Raw genomic sequence first — 26,270 nt, 5'->3', positions numbered from 1 at the left:
GAGCCCGAAGGCTCCCTTTTTCATTGCTCGGCGTTCGATCAGAACAGCACGCGGCTACGGATGGTGCCGTTGACGTGTTGCAGCTTCTCTTGCGCCAGCTCCGAGTACTCGGCGTCGACGTCGATCACCACGTAACCGACTTTCTCGTTGGTCTGCAGGAACTGACCGGAGATGTTGATGCCGTTTTCGGCGAAGACCTTGTTGATCTCGCTCATCACACCCGGAATGTTCTCGTGGATGTGCAGCAGACGGTGCTTGCCAGGGTGAGCCGGCAGGGCCACTTCCGGGAAGTTCACCGACGACACCGAAGTACCGTTGTCGCTGTACTTGACCAGTTTCTCCGCCACTTCCAGACCGATATTGGCCTGGGCTTCGGCAGTCGAGCCACCGATGTGCGGGGTCAGGATCACGTTGTCCAGGCCACGCAGCGGGCTTTCGAACTCTTCGTCGTTGGAGCGTGGCTCTACCGGGAACACGTCGATGGCCGCGCCGATCAGGTGCTTGTCCTTGATCGCGTCCGCCAGGGCGTCCAGCTCGACCACGGTACCGCGCGCGGCGTTGATCAGGATGCCGCCCTTCTTGATGGCGCGGATTTCCTTCTCGCCGATCATCCACTGGGTCGCAGCGGTTTCCGGAACGTGCAGGGTGACGATGTCGGACATGCCCAGCAGCTCGTGCAGGTTACCGACCTGAGTGGCGTTGCCCAGCGGCAGCTTGGTCACGGTGTCGTAGAAGAAGACCTGCATCCCTAAGCCTTCAGCCAGAACCGACAGCTGCGTACCGATCGAGCCGTAGCCGACGATGCCGAGTTTCTTGCCACGGATCTCGAAGGAGTTGGCTGCGGACTTGATCCAGCCGCCACGGTGGCAGGAAGCGTTTTTCTCCGGAATGCCGCGCAGCAGCAGGATCGCTTCGGCCAGTACCAGTTCCGCGACGGAGCGGGTGTTGGAGTACGGCGCGTTGAACACGGCGATACCGCGCTCGCGGGCAGCACTCAGGTCAACCTGGTTGGTGCCGATGCAGAAACAGCCGACCGCGACCAGCTTCTTCGCGTGATCGAAGATCTCTTCGGTCAGTTGGGTGCGCGAACGAATGCCGATGAAGTGAGCGTCAGCGATCTTTTCCTTGAGCTCGGCTTCCGGCAAGGAGCCTGTCAGGTATTCGATGCTGGTGTAGCCCGCCGCCTTGAGGACGTCGACAGCCGATTGGTGGACGCCTTCGAGAAGAAGGAACTTGATCTTGCTCTTATCGAGAGAAGTCTTGCTCATCTGCGTAAACCTGTATCCCGGAGAAAAATGGCAGGAAATGGTCAACAGACATTGACCTGGACGACAAGAAAGCCGTCACCGCAGAACTGGCCTTGGGCACTGGCCTGCGGGGTCGGTATGCTAGCATAGCCACCCCGCTAAACACTCATTCCTGCGACGTGAAGCGTCTTCAGGATGACCATGAATTGTTCGAGAGTTCTGTCGATGACCAATCCTGCCCTGATTGATGAACTGAAGACCCTGGTCGAGCCTGGCAAGGTCCTGACCGACGCCGACTCCCTGAATGCGTACGGCAAGGATTGGACCAAGCACTTCGCGCCCGCGCCAGGCGCCATCGTGTTTCCCAAGACCATCGAGCAGGTGCAGGCCGTCGTCCGCTGGGCCAATACCCACAAAGTGGCGCTGGTGCCATCCGGCGGGCGCACCGGGCTGTCCGCCGCCGCCGTCGCCGCCAATGGCGAAGTGGTGGTGTCGTTCGACTACATGAACCAGATTCTCGACGTGAACCTCACCGATCGCACCGCCGTGTGCCAGCCGGGCGTGGTCACCGAACACCTGCAAAACGTCGCCGAAGAAAACGGCCTGTACTACCCGGTGGACTTCGCGTCGGCCGGTTCCAGTCAGATTGGCGGCAACATCGGCACCAATGCCGGCGGGATCAAGGTGATTCGCTACGGCATGACCCGTAACTGGGTCGCTGGCCTGAAAGTGGTCACCGGCAAGGGTGATGTGCTGGAGCTGAACAAAGACCTGATCAAGAACGCCACCGGTTACGACCTGCGCCAATTATTCATTGGTGCCGAGGGCACTTTGGGTTTTGTGGTCGAAGCGACCATGCGTCTGGATCGCGCGCCGAAAAACCTTACGGCGATGGTCCTCGGCACCGCTGATTTCGACTCGATCATGCCGGTGCTGCACGCCTTTCAGGGCAAGCTTGACCTGACCGCGTTCGAATTCTTCTCCGACAAGGCCCTGGCCAAAGTGCTGGGCCGTGGCGATGTACCGGCGCCGTTCGACACCGAGTGCCCGTTCTATGCGTTGCTGGAATTCGAGGCAACCAGCGAAGAAGTGGCCAACACCGCGCTGGAAACCTTCGAACACTGCGTCGAGCAGGGCTGGGTGCTGGATGGCGTGATGAGCCAGAGCGAAACCCAGCTGCACAACCTGTGGAAGTTGCGCGAGTACATTTCCGAAACCATCTCGCACTGGACGCCGTACAAGAACGACATCTCGGTCACCGTGTCGAAAGTGCCGGCGTTTCTGCAGGAAATCGACGCGATCGTCGGTGAACATTACCCGGATTTCGAAATTGTCTGGTTCGGCCACATTGGCGACGGCAACCTGCACTTGAACATCCTCAAGCCGGATAACCTGAGCAAGGACGAGTTCTTCGCCAAGTGTGCGACCGTCAACAAGTGGGTGTTCGAAACCGTCGAGAAATACAACGGTTCGATCTCCGCCGAACACGGCGTGGGCATGACCAAGCGCGACTATTTGACGTACAGCCGTTCGCCGGTCGAAATCGAGTACATGAAGGCGGTCAAAGCGGTGTTCGACCCGAACGGCATCATGAACCCGGGCAAGATCTTCGCGGTTTGATTGGCAATCCCCTGAATCAATGAAGGCAGGAGTCGGTAAATGAGCTATCAGCACCAGTACGTCGACGGCACGCGCATTCACTTCCCGATCGGGAAAGTAGTGTGCATTGGCCGTAATTACGCCGAACACGCCAAGGAACTGGACAACCCGGTGCCTACCGAGCCGTTGCTGTTCATCAAGCCGGGCAGTTGTGTGGTGCCGCTGGAAGGTGGGTTCAGCATTCCGACCGAGCGCGGCTCGGTGCACTACGAAGCGGAAATCGCCGTGTTGATCGGCAAGCCGCTGTCGACCAAACCGAGCCGCGAAGAAGTGCTGGATGCGATCTCCGGTTTCGCCCCGGCGCTGGATTTGACCCTGCGCGACAAGCAGGCCGAGCTCAAGTCCAAGGGCCTGCCATGGGAAATCGCCAAATCGTTCGACGGCGCGGCGGTGATCGCGCCGTTTGTGGTCGGCAGCACGTTCCCAGACCTGACCGACATCGGTATTCGCCTGACCATCAACGGTGAAGTGCGTCAGGACGGCAACAGCAGCGCGATGCTCAACCCGATCGTGCCGATGATCCAGCACATGGCCGGCTGCTTTTCGCTGCAGGCCGGCGACGTGATCCTCACCGGCACACCAGTGGGCGTCGGCCCGCTGAATGTCGGCGACGACATCGTGCTGGAACTGGTTGGCGCGAGCCGCTTCAGCAGCAGCGTGCGCTAAGGGCAAAAGATCGCAGCCTTCGTCAGCTCCTACACCTGTCTCTGTAGGAGCTGCCGCAGGCTGCGATCTTTTGATCCGGCTTTATAAGGCAGGGGGCAATCCCGTCATTTGCCGTTTTTTTCACATTCTGTCCGGATAATTCCTCTCATTCTGGCGTCTGAGCCGGCCTCTTTGTGCTATTACCCATAGCCTGAATTTTCGGAACGCGTCCCTGATGTCAGCTCAAACTCAGCTCAAACCTTCCCGTCGTTCACGTTTTGCCCTGCGCTGGTATGTCTGGCTGTTGCTGGTGCTTGCCGCCGCGTATGGCCTGGCGTTTGCCATGCATTGGGACGACCGTGGCCTGCTCTGGTTGCGCGAGCGTTTCGAAAGCCAGGCCGAGCAAAAAGCGAGCATCTGGTTGCCGGACTATCGCGTGGTCATCGACGGTAAATTGCTGCCGGGCATGGAAAAGGATGAGGCCTCTGACCTGTCCTACAACCCGCAGACCAAAACCCTGTTTTCAGTGATGGGCAAGAACCCGTTTTTGGTCGAACTGACCCTGCAGGGTGATGTGCTGCGCAAGATGCCGCTGGTGGGCTGGAGCAATCCGGAAGGTGTGACCGTGTTGCAAAACGGCCTGATGGCGATCGTCGATGAGCGCGAGCATCTGCTGACCATCGTCAAGGTCGATGCCAGCACCCGCGAGCTGAATATCGCCGATTTCCCGAAATACGACCTCGGTCCGTCGAAAAACCAGAACAAGGCATTTGAGGCAATCACCTGGGATCCGCGCAACCAGCAGTTGCTGCTGGGCGAAGAGCGGCCGCCAGCGCTGTTCACCTGGAAAAGCGACGGCAGCCAGATCCTCAAGGGTGACAAGCAGAAGCTGGCCAATGATGAGCTGGATATCCGCAACCTCTCGGCGCTGGCCATCGACCCGCGTACCGGCCACACCCTGGTGCTGTCCGCTGATTCGCATCTGTTGCTGGAGCTGGACGAGAAGGGCGAGCAAGTCAGCTTCATGACCCTGCTGGGCGGCTTCAACGGTTTGAAGAGCACCATTCCCCGCGCCGAAGGCGTGACCATGGACGACGCGGGTACGCTGTACATGGTCAGTGAGCCGAACCTGTTCTATCGTTTCGAAAAGCAGAAATAACCACCTTTCACTAATCCTCATGTAGGAGCTGCCGCAGGCTGCGATCTTTTGCTTTTGTTTTTCAAGATCAAAAGATCGCAGCCTGCGGCAGCTCCTACACAGGGGCGTCTTGTGGCCTGAGGCAAGTGGCCATTAAGCTTCAGTTCAGACAGGCGTGATATTTCATCCGCCTGTTTTGATCCCGAGCCTGCCTGAATGCGTCGACTTGCCCGTCCCAAGCCCCTGTTTTCCATCCTGTCAGTGATTGCCCTGATCGCGTTGATCGCGATCGGCCAATACCTGCGCCTGTTCGAGCGCGCCTGGTTCAACCTGCACAGTGTGTGGCAACCGTTAAGCAGCCAGGCCATCGGTCTGGATCAGTACCGGGTCGAGGTGGAGGCCAGGGTCATCGACGGGCTGAACGACGATGTGTCGGCGCTGACCTACGATCCGCTGCGCAAAAGCCTGTTCACCGTGACCAATAAGCACGCCGAATTGGTCGAGTTGTCGCTCGACGGCAAGATCCTGCGGCGCATCGCACTGATCGGCTTTGGCGATGCCGAAGCGGTGGAGTTCATCAGTGCCGACACCTATGTGATCACCGACGAGCGAGAGCAACGGCTGATCAAGGTGCATCTTGAGCAGGACACGACCTTCCTCGATGCGGCGGATGCCGAACAGATGACCCTTGGCGTGCACATGAGCGGCAACAAGGGCTTCGAGGGCCTGGCGTATGACTCGGTGGGCAAACGCCTGTTCGTGGCCAAGGAGCGCGACCCGATGCTGATTTATGAAGTGCACGGGTTTCCGCACTTCAATCCAGAAAAATCCTACGCGGTGCACGTGATCAACAACCCTAAGCGCGATGCCGGGATGTTCGTGCGCGATCTGTCGAGCCTGCAATACGACGAGCGCAGCGGCCATTTGTTGGTGCTGTCCGACGAGTCGGGGCTGATTCTTGAACTGGATGTTGATGGACGTCCGCTGAGCACCTTGTCGCTGAACAAGGGCCGGCAGGGTTTGCACAAGAGCGTGCCGCAAGCCGAAGGCATGGCGATGGATGATGACGGAACGTTGTATCTGGTGAGTGAGCCGAATCTGTTTTACGTCTTCAGGAAACCTGCACAGCCTTAACTCACACCGCAAAACACTGTGGGAGCTGGCTTGCCAGCTCCCACAGGTTTACTCGCCTGCCCATAAATGGTGGGCGGCTGACTTACTCAGCCTTCAGCGTTTTTACACCTTCGCTGGTGCCCAGCAACAGCAGATCCGCCGGGCGCGCCGCGAACAGACCGTTGGTGACCACGCCGACGATCGCGTTGATCTGCGCTTCCAGCTCCACCGGGTTGGTGATCTGCAGGTTGTACACGTCGAGGATGATGTTGCCGTTATCGGTCAGTACGCCTTCGCGGTACACCGGGTCGCCGCCCAGTTTCACCAGTTGGCGGGCGACGTGGCTGCGGGCCATCGGGATCACTTCCACCGGCAGAGGGAATTCGCCCAGCACCGGCACCAGTTTGCTGGCGTCGGCGATGCAGATGAAGGTCTTGGCCACGGCCGCGACGATCTTCTCGCGGGTCAGGGCCGCGCCGCCGCCCTTGATCAGGTTCAGGTGCGCGTCGCTCTCGTCGGCGCCGTCGACGTAGAACTCCAGGTCGCTGACAGTGTTCAGCTCATACACCGGAATGCCGTGGCCCTTGAGGCGTGCGGCAGTGGCTTCGGAACTGGCGACCGCGCCATCGAACGCGCCCTTGTGCTGGGCCAGCGCATCGATGAAGCAGTTGGCGGTGGAGCCGGTGCCGACCCCGACGATGCTCTTGTCATCGAGTTTCGGGAGGATGAAGTCGACGGCGGCCTGAGCCACTGCCTGTTTGAGTTGATCCTGGGTCATGCGGGCTCCGGAAGCGGGCAAGGTGAGTTCGGAAAGGCCGGCATTATAGCCCCCATGCCCGGCGAAAACTCCTGTGGTGAGGGGATTTATCCCCGATGGAGGGCGAAGCGCTCCCAGCACCCCTCGCAAATATTGCGCTCTCAGGTTGACGACGGCTGAGCCGCCGATCGGAGATAAATCCCCTCACCACAATGAGGTTTGCATCACAAACTGTTCGCCCCGGCTAAAACCCCCTGTTCAGTGTGGTCGCACGGGCAAAAGCCGGGTTAGACTCCTTGGCCCTGCCCAACCGCTCAGTGATGCTTTCCGATGCTCGAACAGTACGTCAAAAAGATCCTCACCTCGCGCGTTTATGACGTTGCCGTAGAAACTCCGCTGCAGAACGCTCGCCAGCTCTCCGAGCGGCTGGGCAATGACATTTGGCTCAAGCGTGAAGACTTGCAGCCGGTGTTCTCGTTCAAGATTCGCGGCGCGTACAACAAGCTGACCCAGCTGACCGACGAAGAACGTGCCCGTGGCGTGGTCACCGCGTCGGCGGGCAACCATGCGCAGGGTCTGGCGCTGGCGGCGAAAGTGCTGGGCGTGAAAGCGACCATCGTCATGCCCAAGACTACTCCGGAGATCAAGGTCGAAGGCGTGCGCTCGCGCGGCGGCAAAGTCGTGCTGCACGGCGATTCGTTCCCGGAAGCGCTGGCCTACTCGCTGAAACTGGTCGATGAAAAGGGCTACGTCTACATCCACCCGTACGACGATCCGCACACCATTGCCGGGCAGGGCACCGTGGCGATGGAAATTCTGCGCCAGCACCCGCAACCGCTGGACGCGATCTTCGTGCCGGTCGGCGGCGGCGGTCTGATTGCCGGTATCGCGGCGTACGTGAAATACCTGCGTCCGGACATCAAGGTCATCGGCGTCGAGCCGGACGACTCCAACTGCCTGCAAGCGGCCATGGCCGCCGGTGAGCGCGTGGTACTGCCGACCGTGGGCATCTTCGCCGACGGCGTGGCGGTGGCACAGATCGGCCAGCACACCTTCGACATCTGCAAAGACTACGTCGACGAAGTAATAACTGTCAGCACCGACGAGATCTGCGCGGCAATCAAGGATATCTACGACGATACCCGCTCGATCACCGAACCTGCCGGCGCCTTGGGCGTGGCCGGGATCAAGAAGTACGTCGAACTGCGCGGCGTCAGTGGCCAGACCTTCGTCGCCATCGACTCCGGAGCCAACGTCAATTTCGACCGCCTGCGCCACGTCGCCGAGCGCGCCGAGCTGGGCGAGGGTCGCGAGGCGATCATCGCCGTGACCATTCCTGAGAAGGCCGGCAGTTTCAAAGCCTTCTGCGAAGCGATTGGCAAGCGCCAGATCACCGAATTCAACTATCGCTACAACACCGGCAGCGAAGCACACATCTTCGTCGGCGTGCAGACGCACCCGGAAAACGACCCGCGCAGCGCGCTGCTGGCGAGCCTGACCGAGCAGGGTTTCCCGGTACTCGACCTGACCGACAACGAACTGGCCAAGTTGCACATTCGTCACATGGTGGGCGGCCATGCGGCGCACGTGATCGACGAAGTGGTGTTCCGCTTCGAATTCCCGGAACGTCCGGGCGCGCTGTTCAACTTCCTCAACAAGCTCGGCGGGCGCTGGAACATCTCGATGTTCCACTACCGCAACCACGGCGCAGCTGACGGCCGGGTGGTCGCGGGCCTGCAAGTACCGCATGACGAGCGCCATCTGGTGCCGGCGGCGCTTGAGGAAATCGGTTATCCGTACTGGGATGAAAGCGAAAACCCGGCCTATCAGTTGTTTCTTGGCTGAGCGGCTACGCTGATGGGCAGGCCCTGAGGAAATCGAACAATGGAAACGTTAACTGCCCTGAAAGCCGCGCACATGGTCGCCACTGTAGTGTTGCTGGCCGGTGCGCTGGGGTTGGGAGTCTGGGTTTTTCTGGCAAAACGCAAAGGTGATGCAACGGCGGGCAGCCGCACCTTGCAACGGCCACGGGTGTTCATCTGGCTGTTGATGGGCCTGGCGTTGTTGAGCATGCCGTTCACCGGCTGGGGCATGGTGCATCTGGTCGGCTGGCCGCTGGGGCAGACCTGGCTGCTGGCCTCCAGCGTGCTGTATACCGTGGCGGCGCTGGCGTGGTTCTGGTTGCTGGTGCGGTTGAATCGCTTGCGCAAGGCGCCTGGCGGGGTTGGCAGGTTCACTTTTGCCTTGGCGTTGTTCAGTGTTGTCTGCTTTATCGCGATTGCCGGGTTGATGGGCGCCAAGCCTGTTTAAGGCTTGAGACCGCGTTGCTTCAATCGCTGGCAAGCCAGCTCCCACAGGATCTGTAGCGAACACAAATGGTGTGACCACCTGAAAAACCTGTGGGAGCTGGCTTGCCAGCGATAGCTATATCAGCCGCGCAGACTAATGACTGGCCATCCGCGCTTCTCGGCCTCGGCCCGCAGATTCGGATCCGGATCCACGGCCACCGGGTTCGCCACCTGCTCCAGCAGCGGCAGGTCATTCATCGAGTCGCTGTAGAAATAGCTGTCATCCAGCGAATGCCCGGTTTCCTCCAGCCAGCGATTCAGGCGCGTCACCTTGCCTTCGCGGAAGCACGGAATGTCGGTGCTGCGCCCGGTGTAGCGGCCATCGACCATCTCGCACTCGGTGGCGATCAGGGTTTCAACGCCCAGGCGCACGGCAATCGGCGCGGTGACGAAGCGGTTGGTGGCGGTGATGATCACCAGTTTGTCACCGGCGTCACGGTGCTGTTTCAGCAACTCCAGCGCCTTGGGCAGCATGATCGGCTCAATGCAGTCGCGCATGTAATCGTTATGCCACTGCTCAAGCACGGCCATTTCGGTGCGACCGAGGATTTCCAGGCAGAAGTTCAGGTACGCGGCGTTATCCAGCTGGCCGGCCAGGTAATCCTGGTAGAACTCGTCGTTACGCTGCTTGTACGCCACCGGATCGAGGAAGCCGCGCTCGCACAGATAGTCGCCCCAAGCGTGATCGCTGTCGCCGCCCAGAAGGGTGTTGTCCAAATCGAATAGAGCCAGGCGCATTGCAGTTACCCGCTGAAAAGTCAGTAAAAAGGCGACAAGAATACGGTCTTTTCACAAGAGTGCACATAAGGTAGGAACCTTCGTTGCCGCCTTATCAAGCTTTGTGGAACAATGCGGCGACATGCGTTTGCGAGGTTGTTGCCGTGATCGACCCCGATGGTTTCCGCCCCAATGTCGGGATCATTCTGACGAATGACGCCGGCCAGGTGCTATGGGCTCGCCGTATCAATCAAGATGCCTGGCAGTTTCCGCAAGGGGGAATCAACCCCGAGGAGACGCCGGAAGACGCCTTGTACCGCGAGCTGAACGAAGAAGTTGGCCTGGAACGTGAAGATGTTGAAATACTGGCCTGTACCCGGGGCTGGTTGCGCTATCGTTTGCCGCAACGTCTGGTGCGTACCCACAGCCAACCGCTGTGCATCGGCCAGAAACAGAAATGGTTTCTCCTGCGCCTGATCTCCAACGAGCAGCGGGTGCGGATGGATTTGACCGGTAAACCGGAGTTCGATGGCTGGCGCTGGGTCAGTTATTGGTATCCGTTGGGCCAGGTGGTGACATTCAAGCGCGAGGTGTATCGACGCGCCCTCAAAGAGCTTGCCCCGCGCCTTTTAGCGCGCGACTGACGACGGAGTTCGACCCCGAGCCATGCTCAATACGCTGCGCAAGATCGTCCAGGAAGTTAACTCCGCCAAGGATCTCAAGGCGGCGTTGGGGATTATTGTGTTGCGCGTCAAAGAGGCCATGGGCAGCCAGGTCTGCTCGGTCTACCTGCTTGATCCCGAGACCAACCGCTTCGTCCTGATGGCCACCGAGGGCTTGAACAAGCGCTCGATCGGCAAGGTCAGCATGGCACCCAACGAAGGTCTGGTGGGTCTGGTCGGCACGCGTGAAGAACCCCTGAACCTCGAAAACGCCGCGGATCACCCGCGCTACCGCTACTTCGCCGAGACCGGCGAGGAGCGCTACGCCTCCTTCCTCGGGGCGCCGATCATTCACCACCGCCGCGTCGTCGGCGTGTTGGTCATCCAGCAGAAAGAACGCCGCCAGTTCGATGAAGGTGAAGAAGCCTTCCTCGTGACCATGAGCGCGCAGCTCGCCGGCGTGATCGCCCACGCCGAGGCCACCGGTTCGATCCGTGGCCTGGGCCGTCAGGGCAAGGGTATTCAGGAAGCCAAGTTCGTCGGCGTACCGGGTTCGCCGGGTGCTGCCGTCGGTACTGCGGTGGTGATGCTGCCGCCAGCGGATCTGGACGTGGTGCCGGACAAGCACATCACCGACATCGACGCCGAACTGGCGCTGTTCAAGACCGCCATCGAAGGCGTGCGCGCCGACATGCGCGCCTTGTCCGCCAAACTGGCGACCCAGTTGCGTCCGGAAGAGCGCGCGCTGTTCGACGTCTACCTGATGATGCTCGACGATGCCTCGCTGGGCAGCGAAATCACCACCGTGATCAAGACCGGCCAGTGGGCCCAGGGCGCGCTGCGCCAGGTGGTCACTGAGCACGTCAACCGTTTCGAACTGATGGACGACGCCTACCTGCGCGAGCGTGCGTCGGACGTCAAAGACCTCGGCCGGCGCCTGCTGGCTTACCTGCAGGAAGAGCGTCAGCAGAACCTGGTCTACCCGGAAAAAACCATTCTGGTCAGCGAAGAACTGACGCCGGCGATGCTCGGCGAGGTGCCGGAAGGCACGCTGGTCGGTCTGGTGTCGGTCCTCGGTTCGGGCAACTCCCACGTCGCGATCCTGGCCCGGGCCATGGGCATTCCGACGGTGATGGGCCTGGTCGATCTGCCGTACGCCAAGGTCGACGGTATCGAAGTGATCGTCGATGGCACCCGCGGCGAGGTCTACACCAACCCTGGCGACGTGCTGCGCAAGCAGTTCGCCGAGGTGGTCGAAGAAGAGAAACAACTGGCGCTGGGCCTCGATACCCTGCGTGACCTGCCGTGCGTGACCCTCGACGGGCACCGCATGCCGTTGTGGGTCAACACCGGTCTGCTGGCCGATGTGGCGCGGGCGCAGAAGCGCGGCGCCGAGGGTGTCGGCCTGTACCGCACCGAAGTGCCGTTCATGATCAACCAGCGCTTCCCGAGCGAGAAGGAACAACTGGCGATCTATCGCGAGCAGCTCGCCGCGTTTCATCCGCAACCGGTGACCATGCGCAGTCTGGACATCGGCGGTGACAAATCGCTGTCGTACTTCCCGATCAAGGAAGACAACCCGTTCCTCGGCTGGCGCGGGATTCGCGTGACCCTCGACCACCCGGAAATCTTCCTGGTGCAGACCCGTGCGATGCTCAAGGCCAGCGAAGGCCTGAACAACCTGCGGATCCTGCTGCCGATGATCTCCGGCACCCACGAACTCGAAGAAGCCCTGCACCTGATCCACCGGGCCTGGGGCGAAGTGCGCGACGAAGGCACCGACGTGCCGATGCCGCCGATCGGGGTGATGATCGAGATTCCGGCGGCGGTGTATCAGACCAGGGAACTGGCGCGCCAGGTGGACTTCCTGTCGGTCGGCTCCAACGACCTGACTCAGTACCTGCTGGCGGTTGACCGCAACAACCCGCGAGTAGCCGATCTCTACGACTACCTGCACCCGGCGGTGCTGCAAGCCCTGCAGACTGTGGTGCGCGACGCGCATGCCGAAGGCAAGCCGGTGAGCATCTGCGGCGAAATGGCCGGTGATCCGGCAGCGGCGGTGCTGTTGATGGCGATGGGCTTCGACAGCCTGTCGATGAACGCCACCAACCTGCCGAAAGTGAAGTGGATGCTGCGTCAAATCAACCTGAGCAAGGCTAAGGACCTGCTGGCCGAGCTGATGACCATCGACAATCCGCAGGTTATCCACAGCTCGCTGCAACTGGCGCTGAAGAATCTCGGCTTGTCGAAGATGAATCCGCCGGCGGTCAACAAGGCCCTTTAAAAGGCTGATGGCCCTGTGGCGAGGGAGCTTGCTCCCGCTGGAGTGCGGAGCGCTCCCAATTCGGTCAATGAGATTCTTCTGAGAGATCGCATTGGCTGGGTTGCGGCTGCTTCGCACCCGAGCGGGAGCAAGCTCCCTCGCCACAATGGTTGCTCACTTTCAGGTATTGATCTCCACCTCCCCCAAATGCCCGCCATACGGCCCGAAACTGCGCTCGATCATCCGCCGCGTGCCGTCCGCCTGCACAATCAACGCCGTACTCGCCCGCGTCCCGTAACTCTGGCTGGCAATGAACACGCTCGACAGCAGTGATTCGGTCGCCAGCCCGACTCCGGTGTCCGGCAGTTCGGCAAACGGTGCGGTTTGCGCATCGCCCAGCAACTCCAGCAACCGCGCAGGTTGTGGATCGTCCAGCACCGCGCTCAGGGCAGCCTTGGCCTTGAGCAGTTTCGGCCACGGCGTATCCAGCCCGGCATTCGACAGCCCGTAAACCCCGGGTTGGAGCATCACCGGCTCGGACGTTCGCGCATTGAAGTGCCACAGCTCGTGGGCATTGCCCAGCAGCAGGTTGAACCCGGCGTACTCCGGCGAGCGCGCGACCACATCGCTTAAATAATCATCAATCGACGCATCGCCCGCGAGAAACCGCGCCACCAGCTCGCCCCTCGATTTACGCGCCGGAGGCTGGTGTGGATCGCGGATATTGGTCAGCGCGGCAAAGCGCCCGCTGGCGCCGATCCCCAGCCAGGTGCCGCCCGCCTCAAGATCGCGCCCGGCATGTACGTGCGGCGCGTCGGTCCATGGCGCCAGCGGCAGGCTCGGGCGGGCGTAGAACTCGTCACGGTTGGCCGCGACGATCAGCGGCTGGGCATGGCCCGGACGCCAGGCGAAAACGATCAGGCACATAAGGTGGTCCTTGTGTGTTTTTTGCTCACTCTACGCAGTCGGCGTCCGTGCATCCATCGCAAGTGGAGCCGGAGGGCATGCATCCGTTACCATGCCGCTCCGGTTTTGGGGATGCGTCTGGGAGACGGTCATGGAATTTCTGCTCTATCTGGCGTTGGGCGCCTGTGCGGGCGTGCTGGCCGGGCTGTTCGGGGTGGGCGGCGGGATCATTATTGTCCCGGTGCTGGTGTTCAGTTTTACCTTGCAGGGATTCGATCAGTCGATCCTCACGCATCTGGCGGTAGGGACATCGCTGGCGACCATCATCTTCACTTCGGTCAATGCCGTGCGTGAACACCATCGACGTGGTGCGGTGCGCTGGCCGATCTTCATGTGGATGACCGTGGGCATTCTGCTCGGCGCCGGTTTTGGGGCGCTGACGGCCGAGGCGATTTCCGGGCCGAACCTGCAGAAGATCATCGGCGTGTTCGCCTTGGTGATTGCCGTGCAACTGGCGCTGGAGGTCAAACCCAAGGCCAGTCGAACGGTGCCGGGCAAACTCGGTCTGACCGTGGCCGGCAGTGTGATTGGCTGGGCCTCGGCGATTTTCGGGATCGGCGGCGGCTCGCTGACCGTGCCGTTCCTGACCTGGCGCAGCGTGCCGATGCAGCAAGCCGTAGCGACGTCGTCGGCTTGTGGCCTGCCGATTGCGCTGGCCAGTGCCTTAAGTTTCATGATTCTGGGCTGGCATGATCCGTTGTTGCCGCCGCATAGTCTCGGTTTTGTTTATTTGCCGGCGCTGCTGGGCATTGCCCTGACCAGCATGGTGTTCGCCCGTCTCGGCGCGCGTCTGGCGCACAAGTTGTCGCCGCGCTTGCTGAAACGGCTGTTCGCCGCTTTGCTGTTCTGCGTGGGTCTGAATTTCCTGCTCTGAGCCTCTGGTTCAGAGCAGGCCGCAATCCTGGCTTAATCCTGAGGTGGCAGCGTCGCCCGGGAATTTTGGTTTCAACTCTAACGAGGAGTCGCAATGCTGCCTTACCCGCAGATCGACCCGGTGGCCCTGGCCATCGGTCCGCTGAAAATCCACTGGTACGGCCTGATGTACCTCGTCGGCATCGGCGGCGCATGGCTGCTGGCGTCGAGCCGGCTCAACCGTTTCGACCCGACCTGGACCAAGGAGAAGCTCTCCGATCTGGTGTTCTGGCTGTCGATGGGGGTGATTGTCGGTGGACGTCTGGGTTACGTGCTGTTCTATGACCTGAGTGCCTACATCGCCAACCCGACGCTGATTTTCGAAGTGTGGAAGGGTGGCATGTCGTTCCACGGCGGTTTCATCGGGGTGATGCTCGCCGCGCTGTGGTTCGGCAAACGCAACGGCAAGACTTTCTTCCAGCTGATGGACTTCGTTGCGCCGATGGTGCCGATCGGTCTGGGCGCCGGGCGTATCGGTAACTTCATCAACGCCGAGCTGTGGGGCAAGCCGACCGACGTGCCGTGGGCGATGATCTTCCCGCCGTTCAGCGATCCGGCGCAGCTGCCGCGTCACCCGTCGCAGCTGTATCAGTTCGCGCTCGAAGGCGTCGCGCTGTTCCTGATCCTGTGGCTGTTCTCGCGTAAACCGCGTCCGACCATGGCGGTATCGGGCATGTTTGCGCTGTTCTACGGCATCTTCCGTTTCATCGTCGAGTTCGTCCGCGTACCGGACGCGCAACTGGGCTACCTGGCCTGGAACTGGCTGACCATGGGCCAAGTGCTGTGCGTGCCGATGATTGTCGGCGGGCTGTTCCTGATCTGGCTGGCCTATCGTCGTGCGCCGGCAGCGCCGCTCGCGCCGACCGCTTAAACTACGAACCCCGGCGCGCGACGCCGGGGCTCAAAGGACACAGGTAACTCATGAAGCAATATCTCGAACTGGTCTCGCACGTCATTGCGAACGGCACCAAACAGGCCAACCGCACCGGCATCAACACCATCAGCTTCCCGGGTGCGATGCTGCGTTTCGATCTGCAGGAAGGTTTCCCGGCGATCACCACCCGCAAGATGGCCTTCAAATCGGCCATCGGCGAGATGTGCGGTTTTCTGCGTGGCGTGAACAATGCCGCTGAATTCCGTGCGCTGGGCTGCAAGGTCTGGGACCAGAACGCCAACGAAAACGCGCAGTGGCTGGCCAACCCGTTCCGTCAGGGCGAAGACGACCTCGGCGAAATCTACGGCGTGCAATGGCGCAAATGGCCGGCGTACAAGCAGATCCCGCTGAGCAACACCGCCGCCATCGAACAGACCCTGAGCAACGGCTACAAGCAGATCGCCCAGGGCGATGAAGACGGCCAGGCCTATGTGGTGCTGTACAAAGCCATCGATCAGGTGCGCCAGTGCGTCGACACGATCATCAAGGATCCGGGCAGCCGCCGCATCCTGTTCCACGGCTGGAACTGCGCCCAGCTCGATGAAATGGCCCTGCCGCCGTGCCATCTGCTGTACCAGTTCCATCCGAATGTAGAGACCAAAGAGATCTCCCTGACCCTCTACATCCGCTCCAACGACCTGGGCCTGGGCACGCCGTTCAACCTCACCGAAGGCGCCGCGCTGCTCAGCCTGATCGGGCGCCTGACCGGTTACACGCCGCGCTGGTTCACCTATTTCATCGGTGATGCGCACGTCTACGAGAACCATCTGGACATGCTCAACGAACAGCTCAAGCGCGAGCCGTTCGCCATGCCAAAACTGAAAATCTCCGACCGCGTGCCGGAGTTTGCCAAGACCGGTGTATACCAGCCGGAGTGGCTGGAGCTGGTGGAGCCGAGCGATTTCTCGCTGGAAGGTTACGAGCACCATGCGCCGATGACCGCGCCGATGGCGGTCTGACAGACTGCCATTAAACCTGTGGGAGCTGGCTTGCCAGCGATGACGGCAGCACATTCAACATTGATGTGTCGGTAAAACCGCTATCGCTGGCAAGCCAGCTCCCACAATATTTTGTGGTGTTGTCAATGGCCGTGGCTGCGGCCTACGTGGGAATGTTCGACTTCGGTTGCGACGACGCCACCACTCACCTCCAGCCGCTGCAAAATCCCGCACTGATCCGCCCCCGGCCCTTCGCCACAGCGTTGGCGCAGGTCGAGCAGTTGTGTCTGCAAGGCCAGCAATCCGTCAATCCGCGCTTTCACATGCTGGATGTGCTCGTCGATCAGCGTATTGACGCTTGCACACTGATCCTGCGGGCTGTCACGCATGGCCAGCAGGCTGCGGATTTCTTCGAGGGTCATGTCGAGGGTGCGGCAGTTGCGGATGAAGGTCAGGCGTTCGGCGTGGGCCTGGGTGTAGACGCGGTAGTTGCCATCGCTGCGCGCCGGTTCCGGCAGCAGGTTTTCGCGCTCGTAATAGCGGATGGTTTCCACGGCGCAGTCGGTGAGTTTCGCCAGTTCTCCGATCTTCATGACAGCGATCTCCAAAATGGGTGCTTGACCCTATAGTGGCTACAGGGTCTTTACTTGGCAACAGGCACCTTCATGGACGCGACCAATGAGCGATTCCCAGCACACCCACAAGCCCGGCGACGGGCACGATCATAGCCACAGCCATAAATTGCAGCCTGTGCATAAGCACGAACATGGCGGCGATTCCTGCTGCGGGTCGAAAGCCGCAGCACCGGCACCGGTTCATTCGCACGAAGATTCTTGCTGCTCGTCGACAGCGGCTGCGCCTGCGTTGGTGCAACTGAGCGAAAAGACCAGCGCTGACGCCCGGTTGAGCAGTTTCCGCATCGAAGCGATGGACTGCCCGACCGAGCAGACGCTGATCCAGAACAAGCTCGGCAAACTGGCCGGGGTGCAGCAACTGGAATTCAATCTGATCAACCGCGTGCTCGGCGTGACCCACAACCTGCCGGACACCGCGCCGATCACCGAGGCGATCACCTCGCTGGGCATGCACGCCGAGCCTTTGGAGGCGGGCGTCGAAACCCCGGCCCCGGCACCAGTAAAAAAACACTGGTGGCCGTTGGCGCTGTCCGGTGTCGGCGCGCTGGCGGCGGAAGTTATCCACTTCACCAACGCCGCGCCAACCTGGGTGGTGGCGATCATTGCGCTGGTGTCGATCCTCAGCGGCGGCCTGACCACCTATAAAAAGGGCTGGATCGCCCTGAAGAACCGTAACCTCAACATCAATGCGCTGATGAGCATCGCGGTGACCGGTGCGGTGTTGATCGGGCAGTGGCCGGAAGCGGCGATGGTGATGTTCCTGTTTACCGTGGCCGAATTGATCGAGGCGCGCTCGCTGGATCGCGCGCGCAACGCCATCAGCGGCCTGATGCAAATGACCCCGGAACAGGCCACGGTGCAGCAGGCCGATGGCAACTGGATCGAACAAGAGGTTAAAAGCGTCGAACTCGGCGCCCGTGTGCGGGTAAAACCCGGCGAGCGCATCGCCCTGGACGGTGAAGTCGTCAGCGGCAGTTCGACCATCGATCAGGCGCCGATCACCGGCGAAAGCCTGCCGGTGGAGAAAACCGTGGGCGACAAAGTCTTCGCCGGCACCATCAACCAGGCCGGCTCGCTGGAATACACGGTGACTGCGGCGGCGAACAACTCGACCCTGGCGCGGATCATCCACGCCGTCGAGCAGGCTCAGGGGGCGCGCGCTCCGACCCAACGCTTCGTCGATCAATTCTCGAAAATCTACACCCCGGTGGTGTTCGCGCTGGCGCTGGCCGTGGCGATCATTCCGCCGCTGTTCATGGGCGCGGTGTGGTTCGACTGGATCTACCGCGCGCTGGTGTTGCTGGTGGTGGCCTGCCCGTGCGCACTGGTGATCTCCACCCCGGTGACCATCGTCAGCGGCCTCGCGGCGGCGGCGCGCAAAGGTATTCTGGTCAAGGGCGGCGTTTATCTGGAGGGCGGTTTCAAGCTCGATTATCTGGCGCTGGACAAGACCGGCACCATCACCCACGGCAAACCGGTGCAGACCGATTACCTGTCGCTCAACCCGACCGCTGACGCCAGCGCTCCGGCGATTGCCGCCGCGCTGGCCGGGCGCTCCGATCACCCGGTGTCGCTGGCGATCGCCAATGCGGCTGTGGATAAAAACCTCGCCGTGCTGAGTGTGGATAACTTCGAAGCGCTGGCCGGTCGTGGCGTGAAGGGCCAGGTCAACGGCCAGACCTATCACTTGGGCAACCATCGTCTGGTCGAGGAGCTGGGCCTGTGCTCGCCGCAACTCGAAGAGAAGCTGTTTGCGCTGGAGAAACAGGGCAAATCCGTGGTGTTGCTGCTCGACAGTTCTGGTCCGCTGGCGCTGTTCGCCGTGGCCGACACAGTCAAGGAATCCAGTCGCGAAGCGATCCGCCAGTTGCACGCACTGGGCGTGAAAACCTTGATGCTGACCGGCGACAACGTTCACACCGCGCAGGCGATTGCCGCGCAGGTCGGTATCGATCAGGCCAAGGGCGACTTGCTGCCGACCGACAAGCTGCAGGCTATCGAAGAGCTTTATGCACAGGGGCATCGGGTCGGCATGGTCGGCGACGGTATCAACGACGCCCCGGCGCTGGCGCGGGCCGAAATCGGTTTCGCCATGGCGGCCGCCGGCACCGACACCGCGATTGAAACCGCCGATGTCGCCCTGATGGACGATGATCTGCGCAAGATCCCGGCGTTCATCAGCCTGTCGCGCGACACCGCGAGCATCTTGAAACAGAACATCGCCTTGGCCCTGGTGATCAAGGCTATCTTTCTTGGGGTAACCTTCGCCGGACTCGCCACCATGTGGATGGCGGTGTTTGCCGACATGGGCGTGAGCCTGCTGGTGGTGTTCAACGGTTTGCGCCTGCTGCGTAAATAAACGATGAGGGATGGTTGTGCTGAGTGCCGAGCTGAAAGCGTTTTATATGGTCGCCCGCCTGGGCAGCATTACGCTGGCGGCGAAAAAGCTCGGCCTCAGCCAACCCACCGTGACCACGCAGATTCGCAATCTGGAAAGCCAGTATTCGGTGGAGCTGTTCTACCGTGGCGGCCGTCGTTTGAGTGTCAGCGACGAAGGCGCGCGGTTGCTGCCGATGGTCAAGACGCTGTTGCAGCAGGAGGCCGACATCGAGTTCTTCCTGCGCAACAGCGGTCAGGTGCAGGGCACGTTGCGCATCGCTGCCACTGCGCCGTATTACATCCTCGATCTGGTGAAGACCTTCCGCGAGCGTCTGCCGCAGGTGGAGGTGTCGGTGGAAATCGGCAACTCGCAACAAGTGCTCGAAGCGCTGGAGGATTACCGGGTGGATGTCGCGGCGTCGTCGCAGTTGCTTGAGGATGCGCGGTTGATTCGCCGGGTATTGGGTAGCGATCCGCTGGTGCTGGCGGTGCATCGCAACCATCCGCTGGCGGCGCAGGAGCATGTGGCGTTGAGTGCACTGGCCGGGCATACCTTGCTGATGCGCGAGTCCGGTTCGACCACCCGCCGTTTGACCGAGGAGTTGCTGGAAAGCGCCGGGGTCAGTTTCGGGCCGTTGCTGGAGATCGGCAGCCGTGAGTCGATCCGCGAGGCGGTGCTGCGCAATATCGGCATCAGCATCATTGCCCGCCAGGAAGTGCCGCATGATCCGCAGTTGCGCGTGCTGACCATCGAGAATGCGCCGCAGATTCCCGAGTACCTGTATTGCCTCAAGGAGCGCAAGGGGGCGCGGTTGCCGGCGGCCTTCCTCGGCTTGGCTCAGGAAATGTCCCCGGCCTGATTTCTTCACTGCTAGTACTGGCCCCATCGCTGGCAAGCCAGCTCCCACAGGTATTTCAGGTGTTCACAAAATCTGCATTCACTGAAGATCCTTGTGGGAGCTGGCTTGCCAGCGATGGGGCCAGACCCGGCAACCCATGACTTGAAACCTGAACCAAAATCCCCGAATACCACTATCGGCCGTTTTTGCCTCACTGCCACATGACGGACGCATTACAACTCTAGGATTGGCCCCATCTGCTTGATGAGGTCTGTCCATGAATCCTGCCATCGCAACTGCCCTGACCAATCCCGGTGCGCCGATGAAAGTGCGCGGCGTGCAGAAACGCTTCGGCGCGTTTACCGCACTGGATAACGTCTCCCTCGACGTCGCCGCCGGTGAGCTGGTGTGCCTGCTCGGCCCGTCGGGCTGCGGCAAGACCACGCTGTTGCGCTGCATCGCCGGGCTGGAGAAGCAGGACAGCGGCGAGTTGTACCTCGGCGACCGCGACGTCTCGCACCTTGCGCCGCAGGCCCGGGATTACGGGATCCTGTTCCAGTCCTACGCGCTGTTCCCCAATCTGACCGTCGAAGCAAACATTGCCTACGGCCTCGCCGGCAGTGGTCGTGACGAAGTACGCCGTCGCGTCGGGCAGATGCTGGAGCTGGTCGGCCTCAGCGGCAGTGAGAAAAAGTACCCAGGCCAGTTGTCCGGCGGTCAGCAACAGCGAGTCGCGCTGGCTCGCGCCCTGGCCCCGGCGCCGTCGCTGTTATTGCTTGATGAGCCGATGTCGGCGCTGGACGCCCGGGTGCGCGAGCATCTGTGCACCGAACTGCGCCAGCTGCAGCGCAACCTCGGCATCACCACCCTGATGGTCACCCATAATCAGGACGAAGCCATGCTGATGGCTGACCGCATCGCCGTGATGCACAACGGTCGGGTCGAGCAGTACGCCACTCCGCAGGACATCTACAACCGCCCGGCCACGCCGTTCGTGGCCGAGTTCGTCGGGCAGGGCAACTGGCTGCCGTTCCAGCGCAGCAGCGCCAGTTACGCCCGGGTTGGCGGGATGGATGTACGTCTGGCGGATGGCAGCGTGAGCGGCGCTTCGGGCCGACTGTTCTGCCGTCCGGAAGCGATCAGCGTCAATCCGCTGGTGCACGAAGAAAACCTGTTCCCGGCCAAGGTTCGCGAGATCACGTTCCTCGGCAATCGCTGCCGCATGAGCTTCGAACTCGACCAGTTGCCGGGCCATTCGCTGCTCGCCGAACTGGCGCCGGAAGCCATGCCGCGCCTCGGCGCCCAGCAGATCATGGTCGCCTTGCCGCCGCGCAGCCTGCAGGTGTTTGCCTGATGAGCGCGAACATCGCACTGCCGCTACCGCACAAGCAGGCGCGGCGAGTGTCCGGGGCCGAGGTCGGTGACCGGATCTTCGTCTTCGGCGGCAAACTCCTGCTGCTGTTGCTGCTCGGTGTCGCGGTGCTGCTGCCGTTGCTGGCGATCTTCTGGCGCGGCTTCAGCAGCGAGGCCGGGCAGGGCGGTGGCTGGCTCGCCGCGAAGGAGTTGGTGACCAGCGAGAATTTCCACTGGCTGCTTGGTAACAGCCTGAAAGTTTCCCTCAGCGTCGCGGCCATCGTCGTACCGCTGGCCTACCTGTTTGCCTACGCCCTGCAACGTACATTGATTCCAGCCAAGGGCATCTGGCGCGGGATTTCCCTGCTGCCATTGATGGCGCCGTCGATGCTGCCGGGTATCGCACTGGTTTATCTGTTCGGCAACCAGGGCATGTTGCGCGGGCTGCTCTCGGACAATATCTACGGTTTCTGGGGCATTGTGTTGGGTGAGGTGATCTACACCTTTCCCCATGCGCTGATGATTCTGCTGTCGGCGTTGTCGCTGGCCGATGCGCGGCTGTTCGATGCGGCGTCGAGCATGGGCGCCAGTCCGGCCAAGGCGTTTCGCAGCATCACCTGGCCGGCGACCCGGCAGGCGGTGTTCGCCGCGTTCTGCTTGGTGTTCACTCTGACCATCACCGATTTCGGTGTGCCGGTGGTGGTCGGCGGAGACTATCAAGTGCTGGCGCTGGAAGCCTACAAAGCCGTGGTCGGTCAGCAACAATTCGGACGCGGGGCGTTGATCGGCATGGTGCTGTTGCTGCCGGCGCTGTTCAGCTTCGGCGTCGATGCCTGGTTGCGTCGGCGTCACGGCGATTCCATGAGTGGCCGTGCGCAAGTATTCAAACCAGCGCCGTCGAAAATGCGTGATGCCTGCTATCTGGCGATTGTTGTGTTGATCAGCGCGGCGTTGCTGCTGGTGTTCGGCATGGCGGTGTTCTCCTCGCTGGTGAAGTTCTGGCCGTACAACCTGTCGCTGTCGCTCAATCACTACCAGTTCAACGAAACTGCTGGCGGCGGCTGGCTGGCCTATGGCAACAGCCTGAAGATGGCGCTGGGCACCGCATTGATCGGCAGCGTGCTGATCTTCACCGGCGCTTACCTGATGGAGAAAACCCGCAGCCAACGCGGCCTCAACCTGACGTTGCGCATGCTCAGTTTCGTGCCGATGGCAGTGCCGGGGCTGGTGCTCGGTCTGGGTTACGTCTTCTTCTTCAACCTCAGCGGCAACCCGCTGCACGTGCTGTACGGCACGATGACCCTGCTGATCGTCTGCACCATTGCGCACTACTTGACCACCGCACAAATGACCGCGACCACAGCGCTGCGCCAACTCGACGCCGAGTTCGAAGCCGCCGCGCTGTCGCTCAAGGCGCCGCTGTACCGCCACTACCTGCGGGTCACCGTGCCGATCTGTCTGCCGGCGCTGCTGGACATCGTGCGCTACCTGTTTGTCTCGGCGATGACCACGGTGTCGGCGGCGATCTTCCTCTACAGCCCCGACACCATCCTCGCGGCGGTCGCGGTGCTGAACATGGATGACGCCGGCAACGTCGGCGGCGCGGCAGCGATGTCGACCCTGATTCTGTTCACCTCGGCGGGCGTGTCCTTGCTGCTGGCGTGGGCTTCGCGCGGCTTGCTGCGCCGTTCCCAGGCCTGGCGGCAAACCGCGCCCGGTCACTGATTTTCCCAACCTCAACTCAAGACAGGAAAACGATCATGTTCAAGCCTATGGCCCTGGCCGCTGCTGTGCTCGCTACTTTCAGCCTGAATGCCTTCGCGGCAAAAACCGAGTTGACGGTGTACACCGCCCTCGAAGCCGAACAACTGACCGCCTACAAGGCTGCGTTCGAAAAGGCCAACCCGGACGTCGAGATCAAGTGGGTGCGCGACTCCACCGGGATCATCACCGCCAAGCTGCTGGCCGAAAAGGCCCGTCCACAGGCTGACGCGGTGTGGGGCCTGGCCGCTTCGAGCCTGGCGATCCTCGATCAGCAGGGCATGCTGCAAAGCTACGCACCGAAGGATCTGGGCAAGATCGGCGCGAACTACCGCGACGCCGCCAACCCGCCAGCCTGGGTCGGGATGGACGTGTGGGCCGCGACCATCTGCTTCAACACCGTCGAAGCCGAGAAGCAGGGACTGAGTAAACCGGTGAGCTGGCAGGATCTGACCAAGCCTGAGTACAAGGGCAAGATCGTCATGCCGAACCCGGCGTCGTCCGGCACCGGTTTCCTCGACGTCAGCGCCTGGCTGCAAACCTTCGGCGAGAAGCAGGGCTGGGCCTACATGGACGGTCTGCACCAGAACATCGGCCAGTATGTTCACTCCGGTTCCAAGCCGTGCAAACTGGCGGCGGCGGGTGAATTCCCGATCGGCATTTCCTTCGAATACCCGGCGGTACAGCTGAAGCGCCAGGGCGCGCCGCTGGACATCATTCTGCCGAAGGAGGGCCTGGGCTGGGAGATCGAAGCGACGGCCGTGATCAAAGGCACACCGCATGAAGACGCCGCGAAGAAACTCGCGGACTTCTCCGCCAGCGCCGAGGCGATGGACCTGTACAAGGAGAACTTCGCGGTTCTTGCGCAGCCGGGCATCGCCAAGCCGCAGACCGAACTGCCGGTCGACTACGAGCAGCGCCTGATCAAGAACGACTTCGCCTGGGCCTCGAAGAATCGCGACGAGATCCTCACCGAGTGGCGCAAGCGTTATGACGGCAAGTCCGAGAAAGTCGTCGCCAAGTAACTGACTCACACAGCCTGTGGCGAGGGAGCTTGCTCCCGCTGGAGCGCGAAGCGGTCCCAAATCCTGCAAACGAGTAGTGTCAGGCACTCCGCGTCTGCTGAATTTACGACTGCTGCGCAGCCGACCGGGAGCAAGCTCCCTCGCCACACAAGCGGGATTGCTTTTATGACTCAGCACCAAGACCTGCTCATCGTCGGCGCCGGCATCCTCGGCCTGTCCCACGCCTATGCCGCGGCCAAACGCGGGCTCAAGGTCAGCGTTTTCGAACGCACCGCCACGCCCCTCGGCGCTTCGGTGCGCAACTTTGGTCAGGCGCTGGTCACCGGGCAGCCACCGGGGCCGATGCTCGAACTGGCCACGGCCAGCCGCGAGATCTGGGGCGACTGGGCGCAACTCGCCGGTCTGCACATCAAGCGCAACGGCTCGTACCTGTTCGCCCGCAGCGAAGCCGAAGAGCAATTGCTCGAGGCCTTCTGCAACGGCCGCGCCGTGGAACACGGGTATAACGTCGCCCTGTTGCGCGGCGCCGCACTGCGTGATCTGTACCACGGCCAGTTCAGTCACCACCGTGCTGCATTGCACGGCATGGACGATCAACAGCTGTACTCGCGCGAAGCAATCCCCGCGCTGATTGACTACCTGCGCCGCGATCTCGGCGTCGAGTTTCACTTCAGTACGCTGGTGCGCGACGTCGAACCGGGGCACCTGCACAGCACCGCCGGCAGCTTCACGGCAAAGCAAATCATCGTCTGCTCCGGCCACGATTATCAGACCCTGCTGGCCGAGCCGATCGCCGCGCTCGATCCGCAGATCTGCCGCCTGCAAATGCTCCGTGCCAAACCGCAGATCGAGCTGAATCTGCAACACGCCTTGCTCACCGGTCTGAGCTGCGTGCACTACGGCGCTTTCGCTGACCTGCCGCAAGCGGCGGCGGTGCAGGCGCAGATCCTGCGCGAACAACCGCACCTGCACGACAACGGCATTCACCTGCTGATCAGTCCGACGCCGTATGGCGAGCTGATCATCGGCGACTCGCACCATTACGGCAGCGATCCGTCGCCGTTCAATGCCGAGCAAGTGGACAACTGGATGCTCGAGCTGGCCGAACAGACGTTGGGCTGCAAGGTGCAAGTGCTCGAGCGCTGGCAGGGCGTCTACGGTGCCCGGGGGCCGGGACCGTTTTCGTTGCTGCGCCCGGCCCCGGGGCTGAGTGTGGCGTTGATGCACACCGGCGTCGGCATGAGCGTCGGCCCGGCACTGGCCGAGCGCAACGTGGCGCAATTACTGGAGGAAATGTGATGGCGGCGCATGCGCAAGTCGTTGACCGGGTGTTTGCGCTGTATGAACGCTTTGGTGCTAGTGATTACATCGGCGAGCCGGTGTCGCAGATCGAGCACATGTCTCAGGCCGCGCAGTTGGCGATGGCTGAAGGGTTTGATGATGAAGTGGTGCTGGCGGCGTTCTTCCATGACATCGGCCATTTGTGTGCCGAGGGCGCCGAGAACATGGGCGGGTATGGCGTGGTCAGCCATGAGCGCCTGGGTGCGGATTATTTGCGTGAGGCGGGTTTCAGTGAGCGTCTGGCGCGGCTGGTGGAATATCACGTTGAGGCCAAGCGTTACCTGACCTTGCGCGAACCTGGGTATTTCGAGCGCCTGAGTGAAGCGAGTCGCCGGACCCTGGAGTATCAGGGCGGGGTGATGAGCGAGGAGGAGGCGGGTGCGTTTGAGCGTGATCCGTTGTGTGCCGTGAGTTTGCGCATGCGCCAGTGGGATGAGTTGGCCAAGGAAACGGCGGTGCCGGTGATGGATCTCAAGGTGTTGAAGGAGAAAGCGGTGCGTCTTTTGTCTTCTCAGGTCTTGGAACCGAGTGGCTGCCATCGCTGGCAAGCCAGCTCCCACAGGTATCTCGGTTGATCACAAAATGGGTTTTCACCGAGAACCCTGTGGGAGCTGGCTTGCCAGCGATGGGGCCAGTCC

23 protein-coding genes are annotated in these 26,270 nt (G+C 61.6%); 18 read left to right on the top strand and 5 right to left on the bottom strand.

Annotated elements, in window-relative coordinates; translation table 11 throughout:
- Positions 1-38: 38 nt before the first annotated feature.
- Positions 39-1,268, bottom strand: coding sequence for a phosphoglycerate dehydrogenase (gene serA / locus ACYZUM_RS24915; protein ID WP_003229219.1), 1,230 nt, complete (start codon positions 1,266-1,268; stop codon positions 39-41).
- Positions 1,269-1,472: 204 nt separating this feature from the next.
- Between serA and ACYZUM_RS24910 the strand changes: the two genes are divergently transcribed.
- From ACYZUM_RS24910 to ACYZUM_RS24895, 4 genes are all read left to right on the top strand, one after another.
- Positions 1,473-2,867 (top strand): FAD-binding oxidoreductase, encoded by a 1,395-nt coding sequence (locus ACYZUM_RS24910; protein WP_108184127.1) that lies wholly within the window; start codon positions 1,473-1,475, stop codon positions 2,865-2,867.
- A 39-nt stretch (positions 2,868-2,906) separates the two neighbouring features.
- The gene (locus tag ACYZUM_RS24905; protein WP_041072151.1) at positions 2,907-3,572 is read left to right on the top strand and encodes a fumarylacetoacetate hydrolase family protein; all 666 of its coding nucleotides are present in this window, start codon (positions 2,907-2,909) and stop codon (positions 3,570-3,572) included.
- 214 nt (positions 3,573-3,786) lie between these two features.
- Positions 3,787-4,710 carry an SdiA-regulated domain-containing protein gene (locus ACYZUM_RS24900; RefSeq protein ID WP_108184126.1) on the top strand — a complete coding sequence of 308 codons (924 nt, stop codon included), beginning with the start codon at positions 3,787-3,789 and terminating at the stop codon, positions 4,708-4,710.
- A 195-nt stretch (positions 4,711-4,905) separates the two neighbouring features.
- Positions 4,906-5,823: an SdiA-regulated domain-containing protein gene (locus ACYZUM_RS24895; protein ID WP_108184125.1), complete on the top strand. Its 918-nt coding sequence runs from the start codon at positions 4,906-4,908 to the stop codon at positions 5,821-5,823.
- An 82-nt stretch (positions 5,824-5,905) separates the two neighbouring features.
- Here ACYZUM_RS24895 and rpiA read toward each other — a convergent pair whose 3' ends face one another.
- On the bottom strand, positions 5,906-6,580 hold the full coding sequence (gene rpiA, locus ACYZUM_RS24890; RefSeq protein ID WP_095137581.1) for a ribose-5-phosphate isomerase RpiA: 675 nt from the start codon (positions 6,578-6,580) through the stop codon (positions 5,906-5,908).
- A 309-nt stretch (positions 6,581-6,889) separates the two neighbouring features.
- Here rpiA and ilvA point away from each other — a divergent pair, with 309 nt between their 5' ends.
- Entirely contained in the window at positions 6,890-8,404 is a 1,515-nt protein-coding gene (gene ilvA / locus ACYZUM_RS24885; RefSeq protein WP_041072159.1) for a threonine ammonia-lyase, biosynthetic, read from the top strand.
- Positions 8,405-8,443: 39 nt separating this feature from the next.
- Entirely contained in the window at positions 8,444-8,869 is a 426-nt protein-coding gene (locus ACYZUM_RS24880) for a DUF2269 domain-containing protein (protein ID WP_041072161.1), read from the top strand.
- 119 nt (positions 8,870-8,988) lie between these two features.
- Here the strand turns inward: ACYZUM_RS24880 and ACYZUM_RS24875 are convergent, their stop codons facing one another.
- Positions 8,989-9,645, bottom strand: a complete 657-nt coding sequence (locus ACYZUM_RS24875) for a histidinol-phosphatase (RefSeq protein WP_041072163.1) — start codon at positions 9,643-9,645, stop codon at positions 8,989-8,991.
- Between the two features lie 143 nt (positions 9,646-9,788).
- Between ACYZUM_RS24875 and ACYZUM_RS24870 the strand changes: the two genes are divergently transcribed.
- Positions 9,789-10,268 carry an RNA pyrophosphohydrolase gene (locus ACYZUM_RS24870; RefSeq protein ID WP_003229203.1) on the top strand — a complete coding sequence of 160 codons (480 nt, stop codon included), beginning with the start codon at positions 9,789-9,791 and terminating at the stop codon, positions 10,266-10,268.
- Between the two features lie 22 nt (positions 10,269-10,290).
- The gene (ptsP, locus tag ACYZUM_RS24865; RefSeq protein WP_041072165.1) at positions 10,291-12,570 is read left to right on the top strand and encodes a phosphoenolpyruvate--protein phosphotransferase; all 2,280 of its coding nucleotides are present in this window, start codon (positions 10,291-10,293) and stop codon (positions 12,568-12,570) included.
- A gap of 159 nt (positions 12,571-12,729) precedes the next feature.
- On the opposite strand, the gene ACYZUM_RS24860 is transcribed toward ptsP, so the two are convergent.
- Positions 12,730-13,476 carry an NRDE family protein gene (locus ACYZUM_RS24860; RefSeq protein ID WP_041072167.1) on the bottom strand — a complete coding sequence of 249 codons (747 nt, stop codon included), beginning with the start codon at positions 13,474-13,476 and terminating at the stop codon, positions 12,730-12,732.
- A 130-nt stretch (positions 13,477-13,606) separates the two neighbouring features.
- Here ACYZUM_RS24860 and ACYZUM_RS24855 point away from each other — a divergent pair, with 130 nt between their 5' ends.
- The 3 genes from ACYZUM_RS24855 to ACYZUM_RS24845 all read left to right on the top strand — a co-directional run bounded on the left by ACYZUM_RS24855 (position 13,607) and on the right by ACYZUM_RS24845 (position 16,320).
- Positions 13,607-14,389 (top strand): sulfite exporter TauE/SafE family protein, encoded by a 783-nt coding sequence (locus ACYZUM_RS24855; protein ID WP_047297179.1) that lies wholly within the window; start codon positions 13,607-13,609, stop codon positions 14,387-14,389.
- A gap of 93 nt (positions 14,390-14,482) precedes the next feature.
- Positions 14,483-15,298 (top strand): prolipoprotein diacylglyceryl transferase, encoded by an 816-nt coding sequence (lgt, locus tag ACYZUM_RS24850; protein WP_007965581.1) that lies wholly within the window; start codon positions 14,483-14,485, stop codon positions 15,296-15,298.
- Positions 15,299-15,348: 50 nt separating this feature from the next.
- On the top strand, positions 15,349-16,320 hold the full coding sequence (locus tag ACYZUM_RS24845) for a thymidylate synthase (protein WP_108184124.1): 972 nt from the start codon (positions 15,349-15,351) through the stop codon (positions 16,318-16,320).
- A 122-nt stretch (positions 16,321-16,442) separates the two neighbouring features.
- On the opposite strand, the gene cadR is transcribed toward ACYZUM_RS24845, so the two are convergent.
- On the bottom strand, positions 16,443-16,892 hold the full coding sequence (cadR, locus tag ACYZUM_RS24840) for a Cd(II)/Pb(II)-responsive transcriptional regulator (RefSeq protein WP_007964189.1): 450 nt from the start codon (positions 16,890-16,892) through the stop codon (positions 16,443-16,445).
- Positions 16,893-16,977: 85 nt separating this feature from the next.
- Between cadR and ACYZUM_RS24835 the strand changes: the two genes are divergently transcribed.
- The 7 genes from ACYZUM_RS24835 (at position 16,978) to ACYZUM_RS24805 (ending at position 26,207) form a co-directional block, all read left to right on the top strand.
- Positions 16,978-19,293 (top strand): heavy metal translocating P-type ATPase, encoded by a 2,316-nt coding sequence (locus ACYZUM_RS24835; RefSeq protein ID WP_108184123.1) that lies wholly within the window; start codon positions 16,978-16,980, stop codon positions 19,291-19,293.
- Between the two features lie 16 nt (positions 19,294-19,309).
- A complete protein-coding gene (locus ACYZUM_RS24830; protein WP_098968462.1) occupies positions 19,310-20,173 on the top strand; it encodes a LysR family transcriptional regulator in 864 nt (287 codons plus the stop codon).
- A gap of 256 nt (positions 20,174-20,429) precedes the next feature.
- Positions 20,430-21,506 (top strand): putative 2-aminoethylphosphonate ABC transporter ATP-binding protein, encoded by a 1,077-nt coding sequence (locus ACYZUM_RS24825; protein ID WP_108184122.1) that lies wholly within the window; start codon positions 20,430-20,432, stop codon positions 21,504-21,506.
- Positions 21,506-23,230: a putative 2-aminoethylphosphonate ABC transporter permease subunit gene (locus ACYZUM_RS24820; protein WP_108184121.1), complete on the top strand. Its 1,725-nt coding sequence runs from the start codon at positions 21,506-21,508 to the stop codon at positions 23,228-23,230. The genes ACYZUM_RS24825 and ACYZUM_RS24820 overlap by 1 nt, the downstream gene beginning before the upstream one ends.
- Before the next feature lie 35 nt (positions 23,231-23,265).
- Positions 23,266-24,291 carry a putative 2-aminoethylphosphonate ABC transporter substrate-binding protein gene (locus tag ACYZUM_RS24815; RefSeq protein ID WP_108184120.1) on the top strand — a complete coding sequence of 342 codons (1,026 nt, stop codon included), beginning with the start codon at positions 23,266-23,268 and terminating at the stop codon, positions 24,289-24,291.
- 165 nt (positions 24,292-24,456) lie between these two features.
- Positions 24,457-25,590 carry a TIGR03364 family FAD-dependent oxidoreductase gene (locus ACYZUM_RS24810; protein WP_108184119.1) on the top strand — a complete coding sequence of 378 codons (1,134 nt, stop codon included), beginning with the start codon at positions 24,457-24,459 and terminating at the stop codon, positions 25,588-25,590.
- A complete protein-coding gene (locus ACYZUM_RS24805; protein ID WP_108184118.1) occupies positions 25,590-26,207 on the top strand; it encodes a phosphonate degradation HD-domain oxygenase in 618 nt (205 codons plus the stop codon). Before ACYZUM_RS24810 ends, ACYZUM_RS24805 begins: the two co-directional genes overlap by 1 nt.
- The last annotated feature ends 63 nt before the right edge of the window (positions 26,208-26,270 follow it).

This window comes from Pseudomonas sp. m6p, assembly GCF_055760375.1.
This window is presented reverse-complemented; position numbering and strand designations above follow the sequence as displayed.